The 22459-nt window shown below is 73.6% G+C and carries 21 protein-coding genes; 6 read left to right on the top strand and 15 right to left on the bottom strand.

The window, feature by feature from the left end; all coding sequences use genetic code 11:
* Positions 1-28 precede the first annotated feature (28 nt).
* Positions 29-2851 carry a M14 family zinc carboxypeptidase gene (locus GA0070624_RS18020; RefSeq protein ID WP_245718857.1) on the top strand — a complete coding sequence of 941 codons (2823 nt, stop codon included), beginning with the start codon at positions 29-31 and terminating at the stop codon, positions 2849-2851.
* 82 nt (positions 2852-2933) lie between these two features.
* On the opposite strand, the gene GA0070624_RS18015 is transcribed toward GA0070624_RS18020, so the two are convergent.
* The 4 genes from GA0070624_RS18015 to GA0070624_RS34825 all read right to left on the bottom strand — a co-directional run bounded on the left by GA0070624_RS18015 (position 2934) and on the right by GA0070624_RS34825 (position 8043).
* Positions 2934-4217 carry a citrate synthase gene (locus tag GA0070624_RS18015; RefSeq protein ID WP_091342625.1) on the bottom strand — a complete coding sequence of 428 codons (1284 nt, stop codon included), beginning with the start codon at positions 4215-4217 and terminating at the stop codon, positions 2934-2936.
* 207 nt (positions 4218-4424) lie between these two features.
* Positions 4425-6434 carry a sulfatase-like hydrolase/transferase gene (locus GA0070624_RS18010; protein WP_245719165.1) on the bottom strand — a complete coding sequence of 670 codons (2010 nt, stop codon included), beginning with the start codon at positions 6432-6434 and terminating at the stop codon, positions 4425-4427.
* 28 nt (positions 6435-6462) lie between these two features.
* A complete protein-coding gene (locus GA0070624_RS18005; RefSeq protein WP_091342622.1) occupies positions 6463-7881 on the bottom strand; it encodes a class I SAM-dependent methyltransferase in 1419 nt (472 codons plus the stop codon).
* A gap of 12 nt (positions 7882-7893) precedes the next feature.
* The gene (locus tag GA0070624_RS34825) at positions 7894-8043 is read right to left on the bottom strand and encodes a hypothetical protein (RefSeq protein WP_176731755.1); all 150 of its coding nucleotides are present in this window, start codon (positions 8041-8043) and stop codon (positions 7894-7896) included.
* 190 nt (positions 8044-8233) lie between these two features.
* On the opposite strand from GA0070624_RS34825, the gene GA0070624_RS18000 reads away from it, so the two are divergent.
* Complete coding sequence (locus GA0070624_RS18000) at positions 8234-8632, top strand: VOC family protein (protein ID WP_091342620.1); 399 nt, start codon at positions 8234-8236, stop codon at positions 8630-8632.
* Positions 8633-8643: 11 nt separating this feature from the next.
* Here the strand turns inward: GA0070624_RS18000 and GA0070624_RS17995 are convergent, their stop codons facing one another.
* Positions 8644-9324, bottom strand: a complete 681-nt coding sequence (locus tag GA0070624_RS17995; RefSeq protein ID WP_091342619.1) for a helix-turn-helix domain-containing protein — start codon at positions 9322-9324, stop codon at positions 8644-8646.
* A 36-nt stretch (positions 9325-9360) separates the two neighbouring features.
* Between GA0070624_RS17995 and GA0070624_RS17990 the strand changes: the two genes are divergently transcribed.
* A complete protein-coding gene (locus GA0070624_RS17990) occupies positions 9361-10212 on the top strand; it encodes an arginase family protein (protein WP_091342618.1) in 852 nt (283 codons plus the stop codon).
* Here GA0070624_RS17990 and GA0070624_RS17985 read toward each other — a convergent pair.
* The 5 genes from GA0070624_RS17985 to GA0070624_RS17965 form a co-directional block, all read right to left on the bottom strand.
* A complete protein-coding gene (locus GA0070624_RS17985) occupies positions 10202-11452 on the bottom strand; it encodes a glycosyltransferase (RefSeq protein WP_091342616.1) in 1251 nt (416 codons plus the stop codon). The genes GA0070624_RS17990 and GA0070624_RS17985 overlap by 11 nt on opposite strands.
* 4 nt (positions 11453-11456) lie before the next feature.
* Entirely contained in the window at positions 11457-13721 is a 2265-nt protein-coding gene (locus GA0070624_RS17980; protein ID WP_091342615.1) for a glycosyltransferase family 39 protein, read from the bottom strand.
* A 45-nt stretch (positions 13722-13766) separates the two neighbouring features.
* On the bottom strand, positions 13767-15254 hold the full coding sequence (locus tag GA0070624_RS17975) for a sensor histidine kinase (RefSeq protein WP_091342614.1): 1488 nt from the start codon (positions 15252-15254) through the stop codon (positions 13767-13769).
* Entirely contained in the window at positions 15232-15978 is a 747-nt protein-coding gene (locus tag GA0070624_RS17970; RefSeq protein ID WP_091349013.1) for a response regulator transcription factor, read from the bottom strand. Before GA0070624_RS17970 ends, GA0070624_RS17975 begins: the two co-directional genes overlap by 23 nt.
* Positions 15979-16229: 251 nt before the next feature.
* On the bottom strand, positions 16230-16490 hold the full coding sequence (locus tag GA0070624_RS17965) for a hypothetical protein (protein WP_245718856.1): 261 nt from the start codon (positions 16488-16490) through the stop codon (positions 16230-16232).
* A 160-nt stretch (positions 16491-16650) separates the two neighbouring features.
* Here GA0070624_RS17965 and GA0070624_RS17960 point away from each other — a divergent pair, with 160 nt between their 5' ends.
* Both GA0070624_RS17960 and GA0070624_RS17955 read left to right on the top strand, forming a co-directional pair.
* The gene (locus GA0070624_RS17960) at positions 16651-17601 is read left to right on the top strand and encodes a serine/threonine-protein kinase (protein ID WP_091349011.1); all 951 of its coding nucleotides are present in this window, start codon (positions 16651-16653) and stop codon (positions 17599-17601) included.
* 92 nt (positions 17602-17693) lie between these two features.
* Complete coding sequence (locus GA0070624_RS17955) at positions 17694-18119, top strand: OsmC family protein (RefSeq protein WP_091342612.1); 426 nt, start codon at positions 17694-17696, stop codon at positions 18117-18119.
* Between the two features lie 10 nt (positions 18120-18129).
* Here GA0070624_RS17955 and GA0070624_RS17950 read toward each other — a convergent pair whose 3' ends face one another.
* The gene (locus GA0070624_RS17950) at positions 18130-19071 is read right to left on the bottom strand and encodes an endonuclease/exonuclease/phosphatase family protein (RefSeq protein ID WP_245718855.1); all 942 of its coding nucleotides are present in this window, start codon (positions 19069-19071) and stop codon (positions 18130-18132) included.
* Positions 19072-19412: 341 nt separating this feature from the next.
* Between GA0070624_RS17950 and GA0070624_RS17945 the strand changes: the two genes are divergently transcribed.
* Entirely contained in the window at positions 19413-20231 is an 819-nt protein-coding gene (locus GA0070624_RS17945) for a hypothetical protein (RefSeq protein ID WP_176731754.1), read from the top strand.
* Between the two features lie 7 nt (positions 20232-20238).
* Here GA0070624_RS17945 and GA0070624_RS17940 read toward each other — a convergent pair whose 3' ends face one another.
* From GA0070624_RS17940 to GA0070624_RS17925, 4 genes are all read right to left on the bottom strand, one after another.
* Entirely contained in the window at positions 20239-20787 is a 549-nt protein-coding gene (locus GA0070624_RS17940) for an ATPase (RefSeq protein ID WP_091342609.1), read from the bottom strand.
* Positions 20788-20959: 172 nt separating this feature from the next.
* Positions 20960-21406 (bottom strand): response regulator, encoded by a 447-nt coding sequence (locus GA0070624_RS17935; protein ID WP_091342607.1) that lies wholly within the window; start codon positions 21404-21406, stop codon positions 20960-20962.
* Between the two features lie 70 nt (positions 21407-21476).
* The gene (locus tag GA0070624_RS17930; protein WP_091342606.1) at positions 21477-21824 is read right to left on the bottom strand and encodes an STAS domain-containing protein; all 348 of its coding nucleotides are present in this window, start codon (positions 21822-21824) and stop codon (positions 21477-21479) included.
* Between the two features lie 138 nt (positions 21825-21962).
* Entirely contained in the window at positions 21963-22277 is a 315-nt protein-coding gene (locus GA0070624_RS17925) for a hypothetical protein (protein WP_091342604.1), read from the bottom strand.
* Positions 22278-22459: the final 182 nt, after the last annotated feature.

Genomic DNA, 22459 nt, shown 5'->3' with positions numbered 1-22459 from the left:
CGACGACGGGAAAGAAGGAGGTATCACGATGCGCCTGACCAGACCTCCGTCCGGGATGACCCCCCGGAGACGAATGGCGAGCGGCGCGGCCGTGGTCCTGCTCCTGGGCATGGCCCCGTTGCTCAACGGCGCCCCGGCCGGAGCAGCGCCCCCGAACTGCAGCAGCGACCCGGCCGCCCGACTGTCCACCGTGCCGGATCCCGAGTCCGTGCTCGGCTTTCCGCTCGGCGTCGGCCAGCAGCGGCCCGTCACCAACGACGAGGTCCGGAACTACCTGGCCGCCGTCGACGCCGCCTCCGACCGGGTGGTCACCGGCGTCATGGCGACGAGCGCCCTCGGCCAGCCGCTGCCGTACGCCATCGTCTCCGACGAGCGGCACGTCCAGCAGGGCGCCCTCCAGCAGATCGCCGCGGACGTCCGCGACCTGCGGGATCCGCGCCGGACCACGGCGAAGAAGGCCGCCGAGACCGCGACCGACCGTCCGGCCATCGTCTGGGTGACGGCGAACGTGCACGGCGGCGAGAAGAGCGGCACGGACGCCGCACTCAAGACCCTCTACGAGCTGGCCGCCGGGCTGTCCTGTGCCGTGGCGGAGCGCAACGACAACCTGGTCACGATCATCGTGCCGACGCAGAACCCGGACGGCCGCGACGCCAGCCGGCGCCAGAACGAGTTCGGCTTCGACATGAACCGGGACTGGTTCGCGCGCACCCAGCAGGAGACCGACGGCAAGATCGAACTCATGCGGCAGTACCCGCCGCAGGTCTTCGTCGACGCGCACGAGATGGGCGGTCGGCAGTACTTCTTCCCGCCCAACGCCGACCCCATCCACCACGAGATCGCCAGCGAGGCCGTCGACTGGATCAACCGCATCGGCGAGGCGAACAAGGCCGGGTTCGGCTACAACGGCGCCTGCGGCGGCACCGTCACCACCGAATGCTTTTTCAACTATGCGAGGTACGACCTCTTCTTCATGGGCTACGGCGACACCGTGCCGGCCGCCGGCTTCGGCGCGGCCGGCATGACCTTCGAGAAGGGCAGCTCCTCGGCAGTCGAGGACCGGGTCCAGCAGCAGTTCAACACGCAGTGGGCGACCCTCGGCTGGGCCGCCGCGAACAAGCACGAGGTGCTGACCGACTACTTCAAGATCTGGACGGACGCTCTGGCCCAGGGCAGGGCCGGCGCGCTCGAGCCGAACGAGGTGGTCCAGCCCACCAACACGGTCCAGTTCCCGGTGGCGGACGTCAAGATCCGGTCGTACTTCCTGCTGCCCGACCGGCAGCTCGCCGACGCCCGCCAACTGGTCGAGCGGCTGCGCCGGATGGACGTCGAGGTGTACGAGGTGACCCAGCCGACCACGGTGCCCACCGCCCGAATCTTCGGCGGGCGCACCGCGACCGACTTCACTGTGCCGGTGGGCGCGTACTGGATTCCCATGGACCAGCCGCAGAAGCACTGGATCCAGGCGATCATGGGCGAGGACCCGTACGTGCCGTTCCCCTACTTCTACGACGTGTCGGCCTGGAGCAACCCGCTACTGATGGGCGTGGACACCATCTACACCGGGGACGATGTCCGGCCCCAGGCCCAGCTGGTCCGGCAGATCTCCGGCGGCAAGACCTCGGCGGCGGGGGCGAAGGGCTCGTACGCGTACCCGCTGGACTCCGCCGCGGCGGCCGAGCTCACCTTCCGGCTGCTCGGCCAGGGCGTGCCGCTGGTCCGCGACCTGGCCACCAGCGTGGTCGGGTTCCCCGCGAAGAGCCTCACCCCGGAGCTCGACGGGCTTGCCAGGTCCCTCGGGGTGACTTTGACCCCGAAGGCGGAGGCGGCCAGCGGAAGTCCGGTCGACCTGCCGGATGTCGGGCTGTTCCAGGGCACCGGCATTTCCACCACCTCCGGCTCCCACGGCGAGGCCCGGTACGTGCTCGGCAAGCGGTGGGGCCTCGACCTGAAACCAGTGACCAGCGCCGACATCAACGACAACACCCCAGCGTTCACCGAGCGCACCGTGCTGCTCGTGCCGGACGGCAGCAGCTCGACCGGTGGGCTGACCGCCGCGGGACAGGCCAACCTGCGGACCTGGATCGCCCAGGGCCACACCTACATCGGCCTGCGCAACGAGGGCACCCGGATGGCCCGGGCTGCCGGCCTCACCTCCACCACTGAGACGACGCAGCCGGCGGAGTACGAGGTGCCCGGCTCACACCTGCGGGTCGACGTTGACCACGACAGCCCGATCGCGCTCGGCCGCCCGGTTGCGGACTTCGACTACAACAACAACGACCCGATCCTGAGCCCGAGCACCACCGGCAGCAACGTGCTCAGCTACCCGTCCGGTGACACCTTCTGGGTGAGCGGTTACAACCTGCTCGGCGACCTGCTGCGGGGAACGGTCGCCCTGGTGGACGAGCCGACCGGCGCCGGCCGGGCGGTGCTGTTCGCGTTCAACCCGCTGTTCCGGGCGTACAACGAGAGCGGTCTGCACCTGGTGGCCAACGCGCTGCTCTACCCGTCGGCGGGCGCGACCGCCGGTCCGACGGCGCGCACCGCGCCGCAGCGGGCGGTGGGCGTCGATCCGGCCCGCGCGGCCGCGGCGGCCGCGCCGGTCCCGGAGAACCTGGGCGGCGAGTGGCGGCCGATCACCATCGAGGTGGCGGCCGGCGATCTCGCCCGGGCCGAGGCGGTCGTGGGCCGATACACCCCCGCCGCCCGGGTCTCCGTGGCGGACGGCTCGGCCTACCTGGTCATCCCCAACCCGGACGGCCTGCAGGTCGACGAGCACCCGTTCCTGGGTGACCTGGTCCGCGCCCTTCGGGCCGACCAGATTCCGCTCCGCTCGCTGGTGGGCTGAGGCGGGTCCGGGAACGTTCACCCGGCACGAAGGCCGCCGACCCCGCGCGGGGCCTGCGGCCTTCGTCGTGCTGGCGTCGGGATCAGCGATCCGACAGCGGGACGTAGTCCCGCTCGGGGTAGCCGGTGTAGACCTGCCGCGGACGGCCGATCTTGGTCTCCGGGTCGTTGATCATCTCGCGCCACTGGGCGATCCAGCCGGGGAGCCGGCCCAGGGCGAAGAGCACCGTGAACATCTTCGTCGGGAAGCCCATGGCCTTGTAGATGAGGCCGGTGTAGAAGTCCACGTTCGGGTAGAGCCGGCGGGAGACGAAGAAGTCGTCGGCGAGGGCGATCTCCTCCAGCTCCACCGCGATGTCCAGCAGCGGGTCCGGCTTGGCCATCCGGCGGAGGACGTCCTGGGCGGCCTGCTTCACGAGCGCGGCGCGCGGGTCGTAGTTCTTGTAGACCCGGTGACCGAAGCCCATCAGCTTCACGCCGGCCTGCTTGTCCTTCACCTTCTGCACGAAGGAGCGGACGTCACCGCCGCCGGCCTGGATCCGCTCCAGCATCTCCAGCACGGCCTGGTTGGCGCCGCCGTGCAGCGGGCCGAAGAGCGCGTTCACGCCGGCGGAGACGGAGGCGAAGAGGTTGGCGTTGCTCGAGCCGACCAGCCGGACGGTGGAGGTCGAGCAGTTCTGCTCGTGGTCGGCGTGCAGCACGAAGAGCATGTCCAGCACGCGGGCCATCACCGGGTCGACCTCGTACGGCTCGGCCGGCACGCCGAAGGTCATCCGGAGGAAGTTCTCCACGTAGCCCAGCGAGTTGTCCGGGTACAGCAGCGGCTGGCCGATCGACTTCTTGTACGCGTAAGAGGCGATGGTGGGGACCTTCGCCATCAGCCGGACCGTGGACATCTCGACGTGGTCGGAGTCGAAGGGGTCCAGGCTGTCCTGGTAGAAGGTGGACAGGGCGCTGACCGCCGAGGAGAGCACCGCCATCGGGTGCGCGTCGCGCGGGAAGCCGTCGAAGAACCGGCGCATCTCCTCGTGCAGCAGCGAGTGCCGCCGGATCCGCTCGCTGAACTCGGTGAGCTGCTGCTCCGTCGGCAGCTCTCCGTAGATCAGCAGGTAGGAGACCTCCAGGAAGGAGGACCGCTGGGCCAGTTGCTCGATGGGGTAACCCCGGTACCGCAGGATGCCGGCGTCGCCGTCGATGTAGGTGATCGCGGACGAGCAGGAGGCGGTGTTGACGAACCCGGGATCGTAGGTGGTCATCCCGGTTTCCTTGAGCAGGTTGCTCACCACGACACCGGCGGGGCCCTCGACCGCGGGTTTCACCGGCATCGACAGTTGCCCACCGGGGTGGTCGAGCTTGACTTCCGTCATGTGTTCCTCGCTTCGCCGGCAAGATCTTCGTTGAATTGCCTTCGCTTTTACCGTAATCACGGTCTCGGGGACACCGCTCGTCGTGGTTCTTCGGTGAGGTATGCATCACCCGATTCCCGACTTGCTGTCTCGGAAACCCGGTGGAAACCGGCCCACCCCGGCGGTGGACCGGGGCGGGACGGAAGCACCGAAAAGGGGCGCCGGCGTTCAGGAGAGCGTGAGGCGGCGCAGCGCGCCGTCGGCGCCCACCTGGTAGACGTCGAGGCGATTGGCACCGGCGGTGAAGAGCCGGTCGTCGGGGAGGAGGGCGGCGAACCGTCGGCCGCCCTCGTCGCGCGGGACGACCGGGACGACCGCGCCGATCGTGCCGTTGACCGCCACGGCCAGCATCGTCCCGTCCGGGACCGAGGCGGGCAGGGTGCCCCAGACCAGGGCCGGCAGCTCGCCGTGGGCCGGGTCGACGGCGCGGAACGCGTCGAGGTTCGCCACCTTGGCCGTACCGCCGCTGGGGCGGTCCCCGACCCGGGTGCCGACCAGGGGGCTCGGGGCGGGCCAGGCCGGACGCGACGGCACCCCGCCGGGGAAGATCACGGGCTCGCCGGGGCGGTCGTAGAAGCGCTTGTCGGTCTGCCTGCGGGGGGGCTGCCGGGCGGACCGCCCCTCCATCCGCCAGGGGATCCGCATGTGGGTCTCGTCGGCGATGGTGGGCAGCAGGTCGACGTGCTCCCAGTTGCGGTCGTCCACCCGTCCGGCGCGCTGACCGGGCTCCTTGACGAACATCGGCACCCAGGCGACCTGGCCGGCCGCGTGGCTGATCGCGTCCATCCCCCGGCCCTGCCAGTCCCTGGTGAAGCTCACCCCGTGATCGGCGGTGACCAGGATCAGCGCCCGGTCGTACAGGCCGGTGGCGCGCAGCGTACGCAGCACCTCGCCGATCAACCGGTCGGTGTATCCGAGCTGGGCGAGGTGCCGCTGGCGGGCCAGGTCCACCCAGCCGGCGCCGTCGTTGGGCAGGTCCTCCGGCGCCGCGTAGTGCGCCCCCGACGGCAGGTACGCCCAGGGCGAGTGCGGCATCAGCAGGTGCAGGAAGTGCAGGGTGGGTCGGGACGACGGGCGCAGCCCGGCCAGGAAGCTGGTGAACCGGGCCGGCTGGTTGTCGTCGAGGGTGTCCCAGCGGAACTTCGGGTCGGCCGGGACCGGTTCGGCGGCGTCCAGGCCGGCCTCCGCGCGGGTCAGCTCCCGGTAGGAGTCCTCCGGATCGATCCGGCCGTCCACCGGGGCGGTGACCTGGCGGAGCAGCTTGCCGCTCTCCCGGAGCAGCACGCCGAGCCCCTGCTCCGGGCTGACCGGCTGCTCGCAGCGGCTGGGCGGGCAGAGCCGGGTGATGCTCTCCTCCGCCCGGATCTCGTAGAGGCCGCCGAGGGCGGTGAAGAGGTTGTCCGGGTACTGCGAGTAGTGCGGGGCGAGCGGCTTTGCCGGGTAGCGGCCCGTGAGCATGGCCGGCAGCGCGTACGGGGTCCAGCCGCTGACCCCGGTGGCGTTGCGGTACCAGGTGGACCCCCGCGCCAGCTCGGCGAAGTGCGGGTAGCGGTCGGCGTCGATCCGGCCGTCCGGGCCGAGCAGCGAGACCAGTGGCAACTCGTCCAGGACGATCATGACGACCGGCGGGTGGACGCCCGCGCCGGCCACCCCGGCGGCGCCGGCGTGGCCGCGCGGCAGCACCACCGCCGAGGCCGGCGAGGCGAAGAGGAAGAGCCCGACGAAGACCGGGGGCCCGACCGCCGCCACCCGCAGCACCCGGCGCGGCCCCCGCCACCGTCGGTGCGCGGCCGCCCCGGCCGCGCCGGCCAGGCCGGCGGCGAGCAGCAGCGGTACGCCCCGCAGCGGCGTGGTGTGCCGCCCGACCTGGACGGCGAGGGCGGCCAGCAGCAGCCCGACCACCAGCGTGTGCACCGCCGCCCGGGCGGCCCGCCCGGCCAGCCGGCTCAGCGTGCCGAGCAGCGCGAACGGCACGGTCGGCGCGACCGCGATCAGCGCCACCAGGAGCAGGATGTCCCCGCGCCCGGCGCGGTGGAACAGGAAGAAGTCGGGACTGCGGCCGAGGACGTCCAGCAGTGGCTGGGTGACCACCAGCCCGACCAGCGCGATCACCTCGAGCAGCCGGCGCAGCTCGGACCGCCACAGGCTCGCCGGGGGCAAGACGGGCGGGGGCGGGATCTCCGGTGCGGCCGGGGGCGCGGGGGCCTCAGCCACCCACGACCGCCTGGTAGAGCGTCCGGCTGCCCGACGGCAGCTCCCACCGCCGCTCGATCCGGCAGCGCGCGGCGAGCAGCCGCTCGAACGTCTCCCGCCGATAGTCGGGAAAGAGCCCGTCGGGTCTGTTGGCCAGCAGCCGCCGGACCATCGGGTCCTCAGGATGGACGAACTCCACGACCAGCCGGCCGCCGGGCGTGCCGAGCTGGACGAACTGGTCCACCAGCTCGACCAGCGGCACGTTCCGCCCGATCGCCAGGTGGTGCACCACGGCCAGGGCGAGGACCACGTCGGCGCGGGCCCGCTCGGCGAAGCCGGCCCGCTCGACGCCGCGCCAGCCACCGCCCGGCGACGGGTCGGCCAGGTCCATCACCAGCGGCAGGATCCGCCGCTCCCCCTCGGCGCGCAGCGCCCGGTAGAGCTCGTCGACCACGGCCGGCTCCTGCTCGACCGCGACCACGTATCCGGCGTGCCGGGCGGCGATCCGGGCGTACCGGCCGTCGTTGGCGCCCAGGTCGAGCGCGAGTGCGGGCCGGCCGGCACCGGCCATCGCGTCCTCGACGAACCGTTCCTTGGCCTGCCGGTCCTGCACCGAGTAGCCGCAGGTGCGCTGGTAGTCCGACCAGTGGCTGCCCCCGGGCCGGCGGTCCAGCCGGCGGACCAGCTTCTCGATCCCCCGGACCGTCGCCGAGACCAGCTCCCGGGAGTAGCCGGCGGCCCGCAGCTGGGCCCGGACGTCCGCAGTGGTGGAGCGGGCGTTGCGCCGCTGCATCGCGCCGTGCAGGTGCACGTGGGTGAGCACGCCCGGCAGCAGCCGCCGGGCCCCGCCGAAGAGCCGACGCAGCTGGTCCGGTTCGATGCCGTCGACCCGGGCGCGCAGCCAGGGCTGGAAGTCCACACCGAGATGGGCCTGGAGCAGCAGCGGATAGAGCAGGGTCTGGCAGAACTGGCGGTAGCCGGCCCAGGGTTCCCCGTCGCGGCACGGTTCGAAGGAGCCGACGTCGATGAAGACCGGCGACGCGCCGCGCCACTGGAGGTTGTAGGCCGAGCCGTCCTTTGTGGTGAAACCCGCCGCGAGCGCGGCGCGGAGAATTTCCAGGTGCAGCAGCGCGGCGTCGCGCAGCATCCCGAACGACCACTCGTACGGATGGGAGACGAACGGGATGCGTTCATGGCGGAGCACCGCGGCCCACGGCGCGTCGACCGGCGTCGGCGTGAGCTCCTGGGTGCCGCAGACCTTTCCCTCGGCCAGCAGGGTACGGAAGAAGTCGCTGGCCGCCAGCGAGCGCCAGTCGCGGGCCGCCCGGTCGGCGAGCCCGCGCAGCACCTCGCCGTCGCGGTGGAAGACCCGGTTGCTCGGATCGCGGAACGATCCGGGTTCGACCCGGATCCCGGTGTCGGGGGCCACCATGTGCCGGCCCGCTCAGCCCTGGTCGGTGGGCTGGCGACGGAACCGGGCCACCAGGCGGCGCCAGTAGAGCTTGGCCGCCACCACGGCTCCGGCCACCCCACCGACCACCGCCTGCACGATCAGGCTGCCGGACCCCGCGTCCAGGTAGGCCAGGTGCATCACCGGCCGCTCCTTCCCTCGCCGTGATGGAGCCCGGCATCCCGGGGTACGCCGTGATGAGGCTTTTGCCCTGAAAGCCGGACTTGTCTCGGTCACACCGTACGCCGCGCCGGGCCCCCGTGAAGGGCACACCGGTCAGCACGCGTCCGTTCCGTTCAAGACGCCCCGGCTGGCGGCCCCTAGCGTGGGCGCCATGACACCTCGACTCGACCTGATCGGCATGGCCGTCACCGACATGGCCCGCACCCTCGACTTCTACCGGCGGCTGGGGGTCGCCGTGCCGCCCGGTGCGGAGCGCGAACCGCACGTGGAGGTCACCCTGGACAACGGCGTCCGGCTGGCCTGGGACACCGTCGAGACGATCCGCTCCTTCGACCCGGGCTGGACGCCGGCCACCGGCAGCCCCCGGGTCAACCTGGCGTTCCGCTGCGCGGACCCGGCCGAGGTGGACCGCTGGTACACCGAGCTGACCGGGGCCGGGTTCCACGGCCACCTGGCGCCGTGGAACGCCTTCTGGGGCCAGCGGTACGCGGTACTGCACGACCCGGACGGCAACGGGGTGGACCTGTTCGCGCCGCTCGCCGCGGACTGACGGCCGCCGGGTCAGCGCCGCAGCAGACGGGTGGGTGGGACGCCGGCCAGGTCCCGGACGTCCCGGGTCAGGTGGGCCTGGTCGGCGTAGCCGCTGCGGGCGGCCACCTCGGCCAGCGGCGTACCCGCCCGGGCCAGCGTCAGCGCCCGCTGCATCCGCACGATGCGGGCGAGGGTCTTCGGGCCGTACCCGAAGAGGTGCCGGCACCGGCGGTGCAGGACGCGCTCGCCGAGCCCGACCTCGGCGGCGGTCGCGGTGACGGTGACGCCCGCGGCCAGGAGCGCGGCGACCCGAGCGCCGAGCGGGTCGGGGCCGCCGGCCCCGGCCAGCCGGGCGGAGGCGACGGCCTCCAGCGCCGCGCCGGTCGGTCGGTCGCCGAGCAGCTCGGCGAGCTCGACCGCCGCCCGGCCCCAGAGCGCGTCGAGCGGCACCCGGCGGTCCCGCAGCTCGTGGGCCGGGACGCCGAAGACCGCCGGACCGACGCCCGGCGGCAGGCGCAGTCCCAGCCACCGCTCGCCCGGGGCGGAGTCGGTCAGGTACGCGGTGCGGTCCGGCCCGGCTACCAGCAGCCCGGACCGCCTGGACCAGAGCAGGTCCAGGCACCCGTCGGGCAGCACCCGGACCCGGGCGCCGGTGCTGACGCTGGTCCACAGCACGGCGCCGGGCAGGGCCGACTGACGTTCCCGGTACATCAGCCCAGCCTGCCACGTGCGGACTAACCTGCGGCTGTGCGATGGACGGTGCTGGACGCGGCGCTGGAGTCCTCGGGCCGGAGCCGGGGCGAGGAGCGCGCACCCCGCGCGCTCCGGGCCGCGGGTCTGCTGGAGCGGCTCGGCGCGGCGGACGGCGGGACGGTCGACGCCCGGATCGACGACCCGGAGCGCGACCCGGGCACCGGGCTGATCGGCGCGGAGCAGGTTCGTCGGGCCAGTCGGGCGATCGCCGGCGAGGTGGCGGCCGTCCGTGCCGCCGGGCGGCGCCCGCTGGTCGTCGGCGGGGATTGCACCATCCTGCTCGGCGTCTTCCTCGCCCTGCCCGCCGGTAGCGGACTGTGGTTCCTGGACGGTCACGTGGACTTCGCGGACGGTCGTACCTCGGCCACCGGGGAGGGCGCGGACATGGAGCTGTCGGTGCTCACCGGTCACGGCCCCGACCTCTTCGACCGCGGGGGGCCGCTGGTGGACCCGGAACTCGTCCGGCTGGTCGGCCACCGCCCGCCCCGCGACGACCTGAGCCGACAGGAGGCCGCTCGGGTGGACCCGCGGATCGCCCAGGTGCCGGCCCCCGCGCTGCGCGAGCGGGGGGCGGCGGAGGTCGGCCGCGAGCTGGCCGGTGAGGACGTCGGGGCGGCCTGGCTGCACCTCGACCTCGACGTGCTGGACCCGCAGGCCCTGCCGGCGGTGACCTACCCGGAGCCCGACGGGCCGGACTGGGACGAGCTGCTCGCGCTGCTCACCCCGCTGGCCCGATCGGAGCGCCTGGTCGGCGTGAGCCTGGCCGACTTCAACGCGGACGAGGACCCCGACGGGCGGCACGCGCGACGCCTCGTCGAGGTCCTCTCGACCGCGTTCAGTCCCTGACCGCCGCCCGGCCCGGCCGACGATGGTGCATGCCGAGACGGAGCAGCACGAACCGCAGCACGGTGGCGGCCAGGTTGGCGGCGACCAGGACGGCCAGTTCCAGCGGGCGGGCTGGCGCGGCGGACGCGGCGTGCAGGGCTACGAGGGAGCCGCTGGTCAGCGCCAGGCCGAGGGCGAAGGCGAGCAGCCCCTGGAGGTGGTGCCGGCCGGCGTGCCGACGCCCGGTGATGCCGAAGGTGAGCCGGCGGTTGGCGGCCGTGTTGGCCACCGCGGTGACCAGCAGCGCCAGCAGGTTCGCCGCCTGCGCCCCCAGCAGGCCCCGGGTCGCCAGGAACAGCGCCAGGTAGGCCAGGGTGCTGGCCACCCCGATCGCGGCGAACCGGCCCAGTTGCCGGGGCAGCCCGACCGGCACCTGCGCCGGCGCCGTGGTCAGCGGCGCCCGGCCGAGCTGCTCGCGCAGCTCGGCCAGGGGCAGCGCGCCGGTGACGAACGCCCGGGCCAGCCGACCGATGCCCCGCAGGTCGGCGAGGGCGGTGGCGACGATGTCCACTCGACTGTCCGGGTCGTCCACCCAGTCCACCGGCACCTCGTGGATCCGCAGGCCGGCCCGCTGGGCGAGGACCAGCAGCTCGGTGTCGAAGAACCAGCCGGTGTCCCGCACCAGCGGCAGCAGCCCGGCGGCCACGTCGGCCCGGATCGCCTTGAACCCGCATTGCGCGTCGGAGAAGCGCACCGCCAGCGTGCCGCGCAGCAGCAGGTTGTAGCCCCGGGAGATCACCTCCCGCTTCGCGCCCCGGACCACCCGGGCGGTACGCGCCAGCCGGGTGCCGATGGCCAGGTCGGAGTGGCCGGAGATGAGCGGCGCGACCAGCGGCAGCAGCGCCGCGAGATCGGTGGACAGGTCCACGTCCATGTACGCCAGCACCGGCGCCGGCGAGGCCGACCAGGCGGTTCGCAGCGCCCGGCCGCGCCCCTTGGCGTCGAGGTGCAGGACGCCGACCTCGGGCAGCTCCGCGGCGAGCGCCTCGGCCACCGCGAGCGTCCCGTCCACGCTGGCGTTGTCCGCCACCGTGATCCGGAACGGGTACGGGAAGTGCTCGGTGAGGTGGGCGTGCAGCCGCCGGACGCAGGCGCCGAGGTCGGTCTCCTCGTTGTGGACCGGGACCACCACGTCCAGCACCGCGGTGGGCGCCGCCGGCCGGGCCTGCACCGCCAACCGGGGATCACTGAAGTGCGTCATCGGGTCAGCCCTGCCTTCCGCTGCTCAGGTCGTAGACGGTGACCCCGTCCACGGTCTTCGAGGTGAAGTTCTCGGCGACCCACGAGGCGATCTCCTGGGAGGCGGAGCTGCCCCCGTTGGCCCGGAACCCGCCGCCGCCGATGAAGTAGTGGATCTTCCTCTCGGCGACGTACCGCTGGAACTGCGCCAGAATCGGGGACGGGTCGCTGCCGTTGAAGCCGCCGACCGGCATCACCGGCTCGCCGGTGGCGAGCTGGTAGCCGGAGGCGTTGTTCGACCCGACCGTCGCGGCGACCCAGGTGTACCGGTCGCTGTCCTGCTCCAGCAGCGCCCTGAGTTCGGCGCTGGGCTCGCGGGAGTCGAGCAGCCCGCCCATGCCGCCACCGCGCGACGACCGGCCCTCGCTGTCACCGCCGGGGAACTGCGTGCTGCCCGCGGGGAGGCCGGGGAGCTGCCCGCCGGTGCTGCCCTGGCCGGTGCCCGGGAGGCCGCGGAGCTGCCCACCGTCGGTGCCCGGCCCACCCGGGAAGCCCGGGAACTGGCCGCCGATCGTGCCCTGACGCCCATCGGTCCCCGGGCCGCCGGTCGTGCCCTGGCTGGCGGGGAAGCCGGGGAACCCGCCTCCGCCCGGCATGCCACCGCGGTCCGGGCCGAACGCGCCCGGCACGAACGGGCCGGCGCTGGGAATGGAGCCGGTGTGCGGGGTGGCGGCCGCCTGCAGCGAGTACGCCACCGGTCCGGCCAGCGCGGCGGCCGCCCCGAGCGCGAGGACAACCTGCGTCACCCGGCGGGGCAGCCGGTCGGCGAGGACGATGAGCGCCGCCGCGGCCAGCCCGACCACCAGCACGGCCGTACGCAGCCACGGGTGCCACTCGGCGCTGCGGCTCAGCAGCCGCCACGACCACCACGCGGTGGCCGCGAGCGTGACCGCCAGGGTGATCGTCGCCGCGTACGCTCGGCGACGGGTCACCGCTGCCGGGCCGGCCTCGGTGGTCGCGGGTGCGGCGCCCGGAGCGGTGCGCTCCCGCCAGAGCAGCGTGACGCCGATGCCGATCACCGCGCCGACGGCCGGGGCGAGCGCCACCGTGTAGTAGGCGTGGAAGATCCCGGACATGAGGCTGAAGATCGCCCCGGTCACCAGCAGCCAGCCGCCCCAGAGCAGCAGGCCAGCCCGGCTCCGGTCGGTCCGCGCCGCCCGGCGGGCCACCACCAGTCCGGCCACCAGCAGGATCAGCGCGGCCGGCAGCAGCCAGGAGATCTGCCCGCCGACCTCGGTGTCGAACATCCGCAGCCAGCCGGTCTGAGCGGCGAACGGGCCACCGCCCATCCGGCCGCCGCCGACGCTGCCCTCCTCGTCGCCGGTGATCCGGCCGAGGCCGTTGTAGCCGAGGGTCAGCTCCAGGAGGCTGTTGCCCTGCGAACCGCCAATGTAGGGGCGCGCACCCGCCGGGACCAGCTCGACGATCGCCACCCACCAACCGGCGGAGACGATCACGGCCAGCCCGGCCAGCAACAGCTGCCGGATCCGCCGCCAGCCGCCGGTCGGGGCGGCCAGCAGGTAGACCCCGGCGAAGACCGGGACCACCAGGAACGCCTGGAGCATCTTGGTGAGGAAGCCGAAGCCGACCAGCGCCCCGGCCAGCACGATCCACCGGGTGCCGGCCGTCTCCACCGCGCGCACGGTGGCGTACGCGGCGGCGACGAGGAGGAACACCAGCAGGGCATCGGGGTTGTTGAACCGGAACATCAGGGTGGCCACCGGGGTGACAGAGAGCACCGCGCCGGCGATCAGGCCGGCGGCCGGGCCGTACCAGCGGCGGACGGTGGCGTACAGGACGCCGACCGAGGCGACGCCGAGCAGCGCCTGCGGCACCAGGATCGACCAGCTGCTCAGCCCGAAGATCCGTACCGAGAGGGCCATCAGCCAGAGGGAGGCCGGGGTCTTGTCGACGGTGATCGAGTTGGCCGCGTCCGACGAGCCGTAGAAGAACGCCTTCCAGCTCACCGAGCCGGCCTGCACCGCGGCCGAGTAGAACGAGTTGGCCCAGCCGGAGGCGCCCAGCCCCCACAGGTAGAGCAGCGCGGTGGCCAGCAGCAGGCCCACCAGGGCGGGTCTGACCCAGGCCGGGCCGCCGCCCGGCGGACCCGCCCCGTCGGTGCGGGTGGGATCAGGCTCCGCCGCGGTCGATGTGATGGGTGGTGGGGTGGCCGGCGCGACAGCGGACGCCTCGGTCGTCGGCGCGGTCAGCAGGCTCTCTGTTCTGTCCATGCCGGCAAGCCTTCTGGGCTCCGCTGGCCCGGCCCCGTGAGCCGCCTATGCGTCAGCTGTGGAATCCAGCAGCCACACGGTGAAGACGGTTCGGCCCGGGCGGCTGGCCACGTCGACCCGCCCGTGGTGGGCCTCCACCACGGCGGCCACGATGGCCAGTCCGAGGCCGGTGCTGCCGTGCGCGCGGGAACGCGAGCTGTCGCCCCGGGCGAACCGCTCGAAGATCTCTCCCTGCAGGTCGGCCGGGATGCCCGGCCCGTCGTCGGCGACGCCGAGTTCGACGCCGCCGTCGGCCGGGGCCAGCCGGGTGGTCACGGTCGTGCCGGGCGGGGTGTGCACCCGGGCGTTGGCGAGCAGGTTCGCCACCACCTGGTGCAGCCGGGCCGCGTCGCCGATCACGGTCATCGGCTCGTCGGGCAGGTCGAGCTGCCACCGGTGCTCCGGCCCGGCGACGTGCGCGTCGCTCACCGCATCGACAACCAGCGCGGTCAGGTCGACCGGTTCGGCGGCGAGGGGGCGGCCGGAGTCTAGCCGGGCCAGCAGCAGGAGGTCGTCCACCAGGCTGGTCATCCGGGTGGTCTCCGACTCCACCCGGCGGAGCGCGTGCGCGACGTCCGGCGGCACCCGGTCCCGGCCGCGCCGGGCCACCTCCGAGTAGCCGCGGATCGCGGCCAGGGGGGTACGCAGCTCGTGGCTGGCGTCGGCGACGAACTGGCGTACCCGGGTCTCGCTGGCCTGCCGGGCGGCGAGCGCGGCGGCGACGTGGCCCAGCATCCGGTTGAGCGCACCGCCCACCTGCCCGACCTCGGTACGCGGGTCGGTGTCCGCCGCCGGCACCCGGACCGACAGCGCCACCTCGCCCCGGTCCAGGGGCAGCTCGGTGACCCGGCTGGCGGTGGCGGCGACCCGGTTGAGCGGACGCAGCGTGGCCCGGACGATCAGTGCGCCGAGGCTGCCGGCTATCAACAGCCCCGCGCCGGCCACGCCCGCCTGCGCCGCGACCATCCACCAGACGGTCTCCTGCACCTCGGCCAGCGGCAGGCCGAACACCAGGACGCCGTCGGCCACCTGTCGGGCCACAACCCGGTAGTCGCCCCGGGCGCCGAGGTCCACGGTGTGCGGCTGGCCGTCAGTGGGCACGTCGGTCAAGCCGGTCAGCTCGGCGACCGGGACCCTCTCGTCTCCGGTACGGGTGGCGGGCCGAGTCCGGGCCTCATCGACCGCGCCGTTGACGATCTTGGCGACGATCGTGCCCGGGGGGAACCCCGGCGGTATGCCCACCGTGCGCACGCTGGGCAGGTCAAACGGTGAGGGCCGCCGGTCGCCGTCCGGCCGCATAGGGGCCGCGGTGAGCTGGTCGTCGACCTGGGCGACCAGGAAGTGCCGCAGGGCGACCGTGGTCAGGCCGCCGATGCCGATGCTGACCACGGCGAGCAGCGCCACCACCGAGACCACCAGCCGCCGGCGCAGGGACCAGCCGGCCAGCCAGCGCCGCAGGCCGGCGGCCCGGTCACTCCGCCGGCTTGAGGACATACCCCGCGCCCCGCAGCGTGTGGATCATCGGTGCCCGACCGGCGTCGATCTTCTTCCGCAGGTACGAGATGTAGAGCTCGACGACGTTGGCCTGGCCGCCGAAGTCGTAGTTCCAGACCCGGTCGAGGATCTGCGCCTTGCTCAGCACCCGACGCGGATTGCGCATCAGATAGCGGAGCAGCTCGAACTCGGTCGCGGTGAGCGTGATCAGGTCTGCGCCCCGGCGCACCTCGTGGCTGTCCTCGTCCAGGCTCAGGTCGCCGACGGTGAGCACGGCGTCCTCCCGGGTGGCGACCGCGAACCCGGAGCGGCGCAGCAGCGCCCGCAGCCGGGCGATCACCTCCTCCAGGCTGAACGGCTTGGTGACGTAGTCGTCGCCGCCGACGGTGAGCCCGGCGATCCGCTCCTCCACCGCGTCCCGGGCGGTGAGGAAGAGCACCGGGACGGTCGGGGTCTGCTCGCGCAGCCGCCGCAGCACCTGGAAACCGTCCAGGTCGGGCAGCATCACGTCGAGGACCACGGCGTCCGGCTGAAACTGCCGGGCGGCGGTCAGCGCCGCCATGCCGCTGCCCGCGCTGCGCACCTGCCAGCCCTCGTAGCGCAGGGCCATCGAGAGCAGGTCGGTCAGCGTGGGTTCGTCGTCGACCACCAGCACCCGGACCGGCTCGCCGTCGGGTCGGCGCAGCTCGATGCGGCCCTGCGCGACCTGCCCGTCCATCACCATGTCCGCCATGGTGGGCGCCCCGGCTGTGCCAGCCCTGTCCCGACCCTGTGTATCGGCTGTGCGCCGCGCCGCAAGGCGCGGCGCACAGCGCGGCCACAGCCCCGACCTACCTCGCCCGCGCTGGTCCGCGGCCCGGACGGTCCGGAGTGGCTGGCCGGGCAGGGCGTGCCGGCCTGGCCGGTCGAGCGCACCACGTCCCCGGTCATCCCGACCGGCACCGCCCGCGCCTGAGCGGACGGCGGGTCAGGAGGTCACTCGGTCGCGCCGAACGGCTCCGTGCGGACGAACCGCATCGTCCAGGTGCCGTAGCCGTCCCGGTGGTCGCGCTCGTAGAGGTGGTCCGGCCCGCCGCCCGCGGCGGACGCCGCCTCGCCCGGATGCCGCATGATCCACCGCTGTGGCGGCTTCCCGTCGGGCCCGGCCGGCAGCTCCCGGACCAGGTCGCTCGCCGGCCCGCCGACGAACCGTACGGTCACCATGGCCACCCCGCGCACCCCCTTCGCCACCGACATCCGTCGTCGCCGCGCCCCTGCAGGCGAAGCTACCGCGCGCCACCCGCCCCCAACCCCCAAACCTCGGGCGGTTTGCCCAGCTCGGAGCCCGGGTACCGCGTCCGGAGTGCCGGGCGCCCGGGCGCGCGCCACCAGGTCGGACGAGGACGAGGAGCGGTCGATGAGAACGCTGGGCGGGCGGTACGAGCTCGAACAGCGCATCGGCATCGGTGGCATGTCGGAGGTGTGGCGGGCCCACGACCTCGTGCTGGACCGGCCGGTGGCGGTGAAGCTCATCTCCCCCGGACAGGACGACGAGGCGACCCTGGTGGAGCGGATCCGGGACGAGGCCCGGTCGGCGGCGCGGCTCGTGCACCCGAACGTTGCCAGCGTGCACGACTTCGGCACGTCCACCCTTCTCCCCGGCCACGAGCTGCCGTACATCGTGATGGAGCTGGCCGAGGGCGAGACGCTCGCCGCCCACCTGCGCGACGGCCCGCTGGACTGGCGGATCGCGGTCCGGGTCTGCGCCGAGGTGAGCGCCGGGCTCGCCGCCGCGCACGCGCACGGCATCGTGCATCGCGACGTGAAGCCGGCCAACGTGATCCTCACCCCGTCCGGCGTGAAGGTACTCGACTTCGGCATCGCCACCCCCGCCGGATCGCCGGACCGCACGCCCGACGGCATCGTGGTGGGCACCCCGGCCTACCTGGCGCCGGAGCAGCTGGACCGGCAGCCGGCCACCCCCGCCGCCGACATGTACGCCGTCGGGGTGCTGGTGTACTACTGCCTCACCGGCCGACTGCCCTACCAGGCCAGCAGCGCCACCCAGCTGCTGGGCGCGCGGAAGCGGCGGGCGCCGGAGCCGCTGCCGGAGATCGAGGGGCTGGCCCCGGAGGTCGCCGACCTGTGCCGCAACTGCCTGGCCGACGACCCGGCGCGGCGCCCGACCAGCCTGGTGGCCGCGCTGCTGCTCGCCGAGGCGGTGGATGCCCGGGTCTACGTGCCGATGCTCGCAGGGACCCCGCGGCCGCGGAACGCCCCGGTGTCGCCGTGGACCGACCGGGCGGCCGCCGAGGCCACCCAGGCGATGGCCGTCGAGGACCGGGGTCCCACGGGGTTGGCCTGCTGAGTCGGGGGGCGGAACCGCTGCCGTGGCCGCTCGCCAGCGGTTTCACCGGACGGGGGTCGGGTAGCCGGGCGGTGAGTGACGGGAGGAACGCCATGCCGGATCCCAGTTCCTGGCTCAAGGAGGCCACCGCGACCGCGGCGGGCGGTCACGTACGCACCGACGACGGCGGGCTCTCGACCACCCTGGCGTCGCCGCTGGCGCCACACTGCACCGGTCTGTCGCCCGAGCAGCTGCTGGCCGCCGCGTTCGCGTCCTGCCTGCACCACGCGGCGGTCGAGGCGGCCGGCGAGATCACCGACGAGGCGCACACGGTCCAGGTCACCGCGGAGGCGAAGCTCGGACGCGACGACGACGGCCGGTACCGGGCCGACGTGCACGCGGAGATCTCCTCGGCCGGGCTCAGCCGGGAGCAGCTGGCCGAGCTGGTCGCGTACGCGGACCGGCTCTGGCCCTTCTCCAGCGGCGACAGCAGCCGGCACCGACTCACCGTGACCCCGGCGGAGAACGGTCGGCACTGAGCCACCCGGCTCACCAGCGGAAGCCGGCGGTCACCGCCCGGTGGTCGCTGTCCGGGGTGCGGAGCACGCCGGCCGCGGTCGGGGTCAGGCCCCGGTACAGCACGTGGTCGGGGCGGGTCACCGGCAGCTCGGACGGCCAGGTGAAGCCGAAGCCCTGCCCCGCGTCGGCCTGGGCGTCGCGCAGCAGCCGGGTGAGCGGCGCGAAGACCCGGTCGGTCGTGGCGGTGTTCAGGTCACCGAGCACGATCAGCCGCGGGGCGTGGTCATCGCGTACGGTTGCGGCCAGCGCGGCGAGCGTCTCGTCCCGGGTGGCGGTGTGTCCCGCCCGGGCCGAGCCGAGATGGACCACGTACACCACCAGGTCGCCCTGCGGGGCCGCAACGACCGCGCGCAACGCCCGGGTCCAGCCCAGCCCGGTGTCCACGCCGGTGGAGTCCCGGATCGGCCACCGGCTCCACAGGGCAACCGTCGAGACGGCGGCCCGGTGCGGGTAGCGCTCGCGCAGGGCGGCGTCGATCCGGTCGTCGTCGACCTCCTGGAGCGCGATCAGGTCGGCCTTGGTGCGGGCGAGCGCGTCGACGGTGGCGGCCGGGTCGGGATTGCCGGAACGCAGGTTCTGGCTGGCCACCCGGAGCGCGGTCGGCGCGTCGCCGGCCGCCGGCGGCAGCCAGGCGCCGCCGTAGAGCGCCACCCAGACGACCGTCGGCACCAGCACCGCCGCGAGCGCCCGCCGGGACCGGCGCAGCAGCGCGGCGATCGCCAACAGGGGTACGGCCAGGCCGAGCAACGGAGTGGCGCTGTCGAGCAGGCTGCCGATCCCGTGGACGTTGGGGACCGCCCGGTGGCCGGCGAGCAGGGCGGCGAGCAGGACGGCGAGGAGGCCGACCACCAGCCCTCGCCGGTCCCGGCTGGGCTCGCCGCCCGCCGGCTCGTCGATCGCACGCTCCGTCACTGTCCGCATCGTACCGAGCGGCGACGCAGCGAGCTGGCGTGATGCGGCTTCGCCGGGACGACCCCCGGGGCCGCCGTCGACGGCACCACCGGCGGAGCAGCCGCTGGCAGGACAGTTGGTACGGGCATGGGCCGAACGGAGGAGGGGTGACGACGGATCGGAAAGGTGATCTTCGGCGTGCTTCATCCCGGCGAGACGGTAATTACCGATAAATACGAGAAGTTAAATGAGCCGGATTCATGGTTCACCGAGCGTAATGAGCGGGCGGATCATGGCAAAATGTGGCGCATGCCACCAACCGCCCTGGTGGCAAGCGCCGCGATGCTTTCTAGCCTCGGCGGGTGCATCCCGACGACTCCCCCGCGCAGAAGACGACCGAGAAGCGACCCGCTGGCCGCTCGACCGATGTCGCATCAGCCGAAAAGAGGATCGGACGGCACCGCGCCCCGGAACCCCCTCGCCGGCTCGCCTCCAGGATCGCCGTGGCCACCGGCGTCACCTGCTGTCTCAGCCTGGTGGCATTCTTCGGCGCCGAGGAGATCGGCCAGCGCCGCGAGCCCGTACGCGAGGTGATGGCGGACCGGGCCGCGGCCGAGCAGCGCGCCTCGCGCGACTTCGAGCGGACGCCCCCGCCGGCCGTGCCGGTCACCCCGACTCCGGCCGCGAGCCCCAGCCCCACCGTCACGAGGAAGGCGGCGCCGAAGAAGCCGGCCAAGCCCAAGCGCCCCCGGCCCGTCGCCGGGCTGGACCAGCGCCAGATGGACAACGCCAAGGTGATCGTCGACGTCGGCCGGGAGATGAAGATGCCGCGCCGGGGGTTGATCATCGCCGTCGCCACCGCCATGCAGGAGAGCAACCTCTACAACTACGCCAGCGGGGTGCTGCCCGAGTCGCAGAACTACCCGTACCAGGCGATCGGCTGGGACCACGACTCGGTCGGCCTGTTCCAGCAGCGTCCCAGCAGTGGCTGGGGCACGGTGGCCGAACTGATGCGGCCGGCGTACGCGGCCCGGGCGTTCTACTCGGCGCTGAACGAGGTACCGGGCTGGCAGGACCTCAGCCTCACCCAGGCGGCCCAGGCCGTGCAGGTTTCCGCGTTCCCCGACGCGTACGCCAGGCACGAGGAGCGGGCCACCACGGTGGTCGACGCGCTGGTCTGAGCCGCGCTCAGGCCGCACTCCGTTCGGTGTCCGCCGGGGTCTCGGCGCCCGCTCCCGCCGCGACCCGGGTCGCCGGCACACCGGCGCCCGGCACGGCCGCCGCGGCGGTCGGGGTGTCGGCCGGCACCTGCTCCGCGGCCGGCCCGGAGAGGATCTCGTCCACCTGGGCCTCGCGCCGCCGCCGGGCCAGTAGCGCCGCCTCGAAGTCGCGGCGGGCCTGCACCGCCTCGGCGTACGCCCGTTCGCGCACCAGACGGGCCTCCTCGCGGGCCGCGTCGAGCTCGCTGCGGGCTCGGGCCAACAGCTCGGCCGCCTCCCGCTCGACCGCCGTCACGTCGGTACGCACCGCCGCGACGTCGCCCTCGGCCGGGCCGCCCCGCCGCGCGAGCAGGCCGCAGAGCCGCGTCGCCTCCTGCCGGATCTGGTCCCACTCGCGGCCGGCGCCCGCGGCGCTCTCCGCCCGCGCCGCGAGCCGGGTCAACCGAACCCCCAGCTCGTCGAGGCAGGAGTCCACCTGCCGCTGGTCGTAGCCGGTCTCAACGACGGAGAACCTCATGCTGTCGCCCCCCAGGAAGCTGATGTTCTTTCCTCGATCCTGCTGGCTGGCAGCGACGGCCGGGGCGGTTCGGGCAAATTGTTCAGCATCCGAGGGGGGTCGCCGATCGGCGGCCGCGCGTGGAGAATCCCGGCGGAACGCCGACGCCCCGGCCGGGGGCGCAACGGAGGGCTCAGCGCCGCTTGGGCAGCACCACCACGCGGCCGAAGAACTCATCGATGCGCCGCACCACGTTGTTGAAGTCGTCCAGGTCGATCGGCTTCGTCACGTACGCGTTGGCCTGCAGGGTGTAGCTGCCGACGATGTCGGTGTCCGCGTTCGACGTGGTCAGTACCACTATCGGGATGGTGCGCAGATCCTCGTCCTGCTTCACCTCGCCGAGCACCTGCCGTCCGTCCATCCGGGGCATGTTCAGGTCGAGCAGGATCATGTCCGGGCGCCGGGCCGCGGTGTGCCGCCCGCGACGACGGAGAAACTCCATCGCCTCCTGGCCATCGTTGACCACGTCGATGACCTTCTCGACATCGGAGTCCTCGAGGGCCTCCTCGATCATCAGGACGTCGCCCGGGTCGTCGTCCACCACCAGGATGCGAACTGGGCTGGGGGTGCCTGGACCCATGGCCACCTGCTTCGTGTTGTGGCGGAACGGCGACCGTCGCGGTCGCCTGCTGGCCGGGAAATCTAGCCCATCACGGGGCTGACGGCGAGGTCGGGTCGGGCGTGTCCGCGTCATATCTGAGAACCTCGGCCAGCCCGGTCACCTGGAGCACCCGCTGCACCCGCCCGGTGGCGCCGGTGACCCGCAGCCAACCACCGTCGGCGGAGGCCCGGTTGTCGCCGCGGACGAAGGCCGCGATGCCGGTCGAGTCGCAGAAGTTCAGCTCGCTGAGATCCACCAGCAGCTGCCGCTCGCCCTCGTCGGCGAGCCGGTCGATCGCGGCGTTGAGCGCCGGAGCCGTGCTGATGTCGAGCTCGCCGGCGAGCCGAAGGCAGACGCCACCGCCATCAAGCCGGGCGTACGCGATGGTGAACGTCAACGTGATCCCTCTCGCTCCCCACCGCAGGCGGACCCTTGCAGTCCAGCAAGTATACGCAGCCCGCCGGGCTGTTTCCGCGCCCGTGGAGAGGGGTGGCCCCCGGCCCTGGGACCAGGGGCCGGGGGCCGGGAGGGTGGCTCAGGCGGCGGCCACCGGCTGCAGCCGCGGGCCGCTCGTGCGCGTCTGCTCCGCCGCGGGCGGCTCGGCGTCCTCCGGTCGCCCTGAATCGGGAGTCTGGAAGAGATACCGGACGAACTCCCCACCCGCCTCGTTGTCGTCCGCGCCGGGCCACTGCCCGACACAGTCGATTCCGACCACCTCGCGGCCGGTGCCGTCGGCCTCCTCGAGCAGAGCCCACAGGGTCACCGGATAGCAGCGGGTGGCCTCGGGCGTCAGCCGCCACCGGGCGTACCAGCCGGGTCGGGCGGGGACAATCTCAACGATCCTCTTCATGGCGACCTACCCTTCCGCGTGCATCGGAAGTCTGCCGGTCCACCCCGATGGTGGAACCCCGCCGGGTGACCGGTCCTCACCCCCGGCGAATGAAGCTCGGGACGGCGGCCGTGCCGGGCCGAGGTCGCCCGTTTCCTTCCCTGGGACGCCGGGAAGGCGACCGGCGGACTCAGCGGAACCCG

Source organism: Micromonospora rhizosphaerae (assembly GCF_900091465.1).
GTDB classification, from domain to species: Bacteria; Actinomycetota; Actinomycetes; order Mycobacteriales; family Micromonosporaceae; genus Micromonospora; species Micromonospora rhizosphaerae.
The sequence above is the reverse complement of the archived record's forward strand: the minus strand, read 5'-3'. Positions and strand labels throughout refer to the sequence as shown.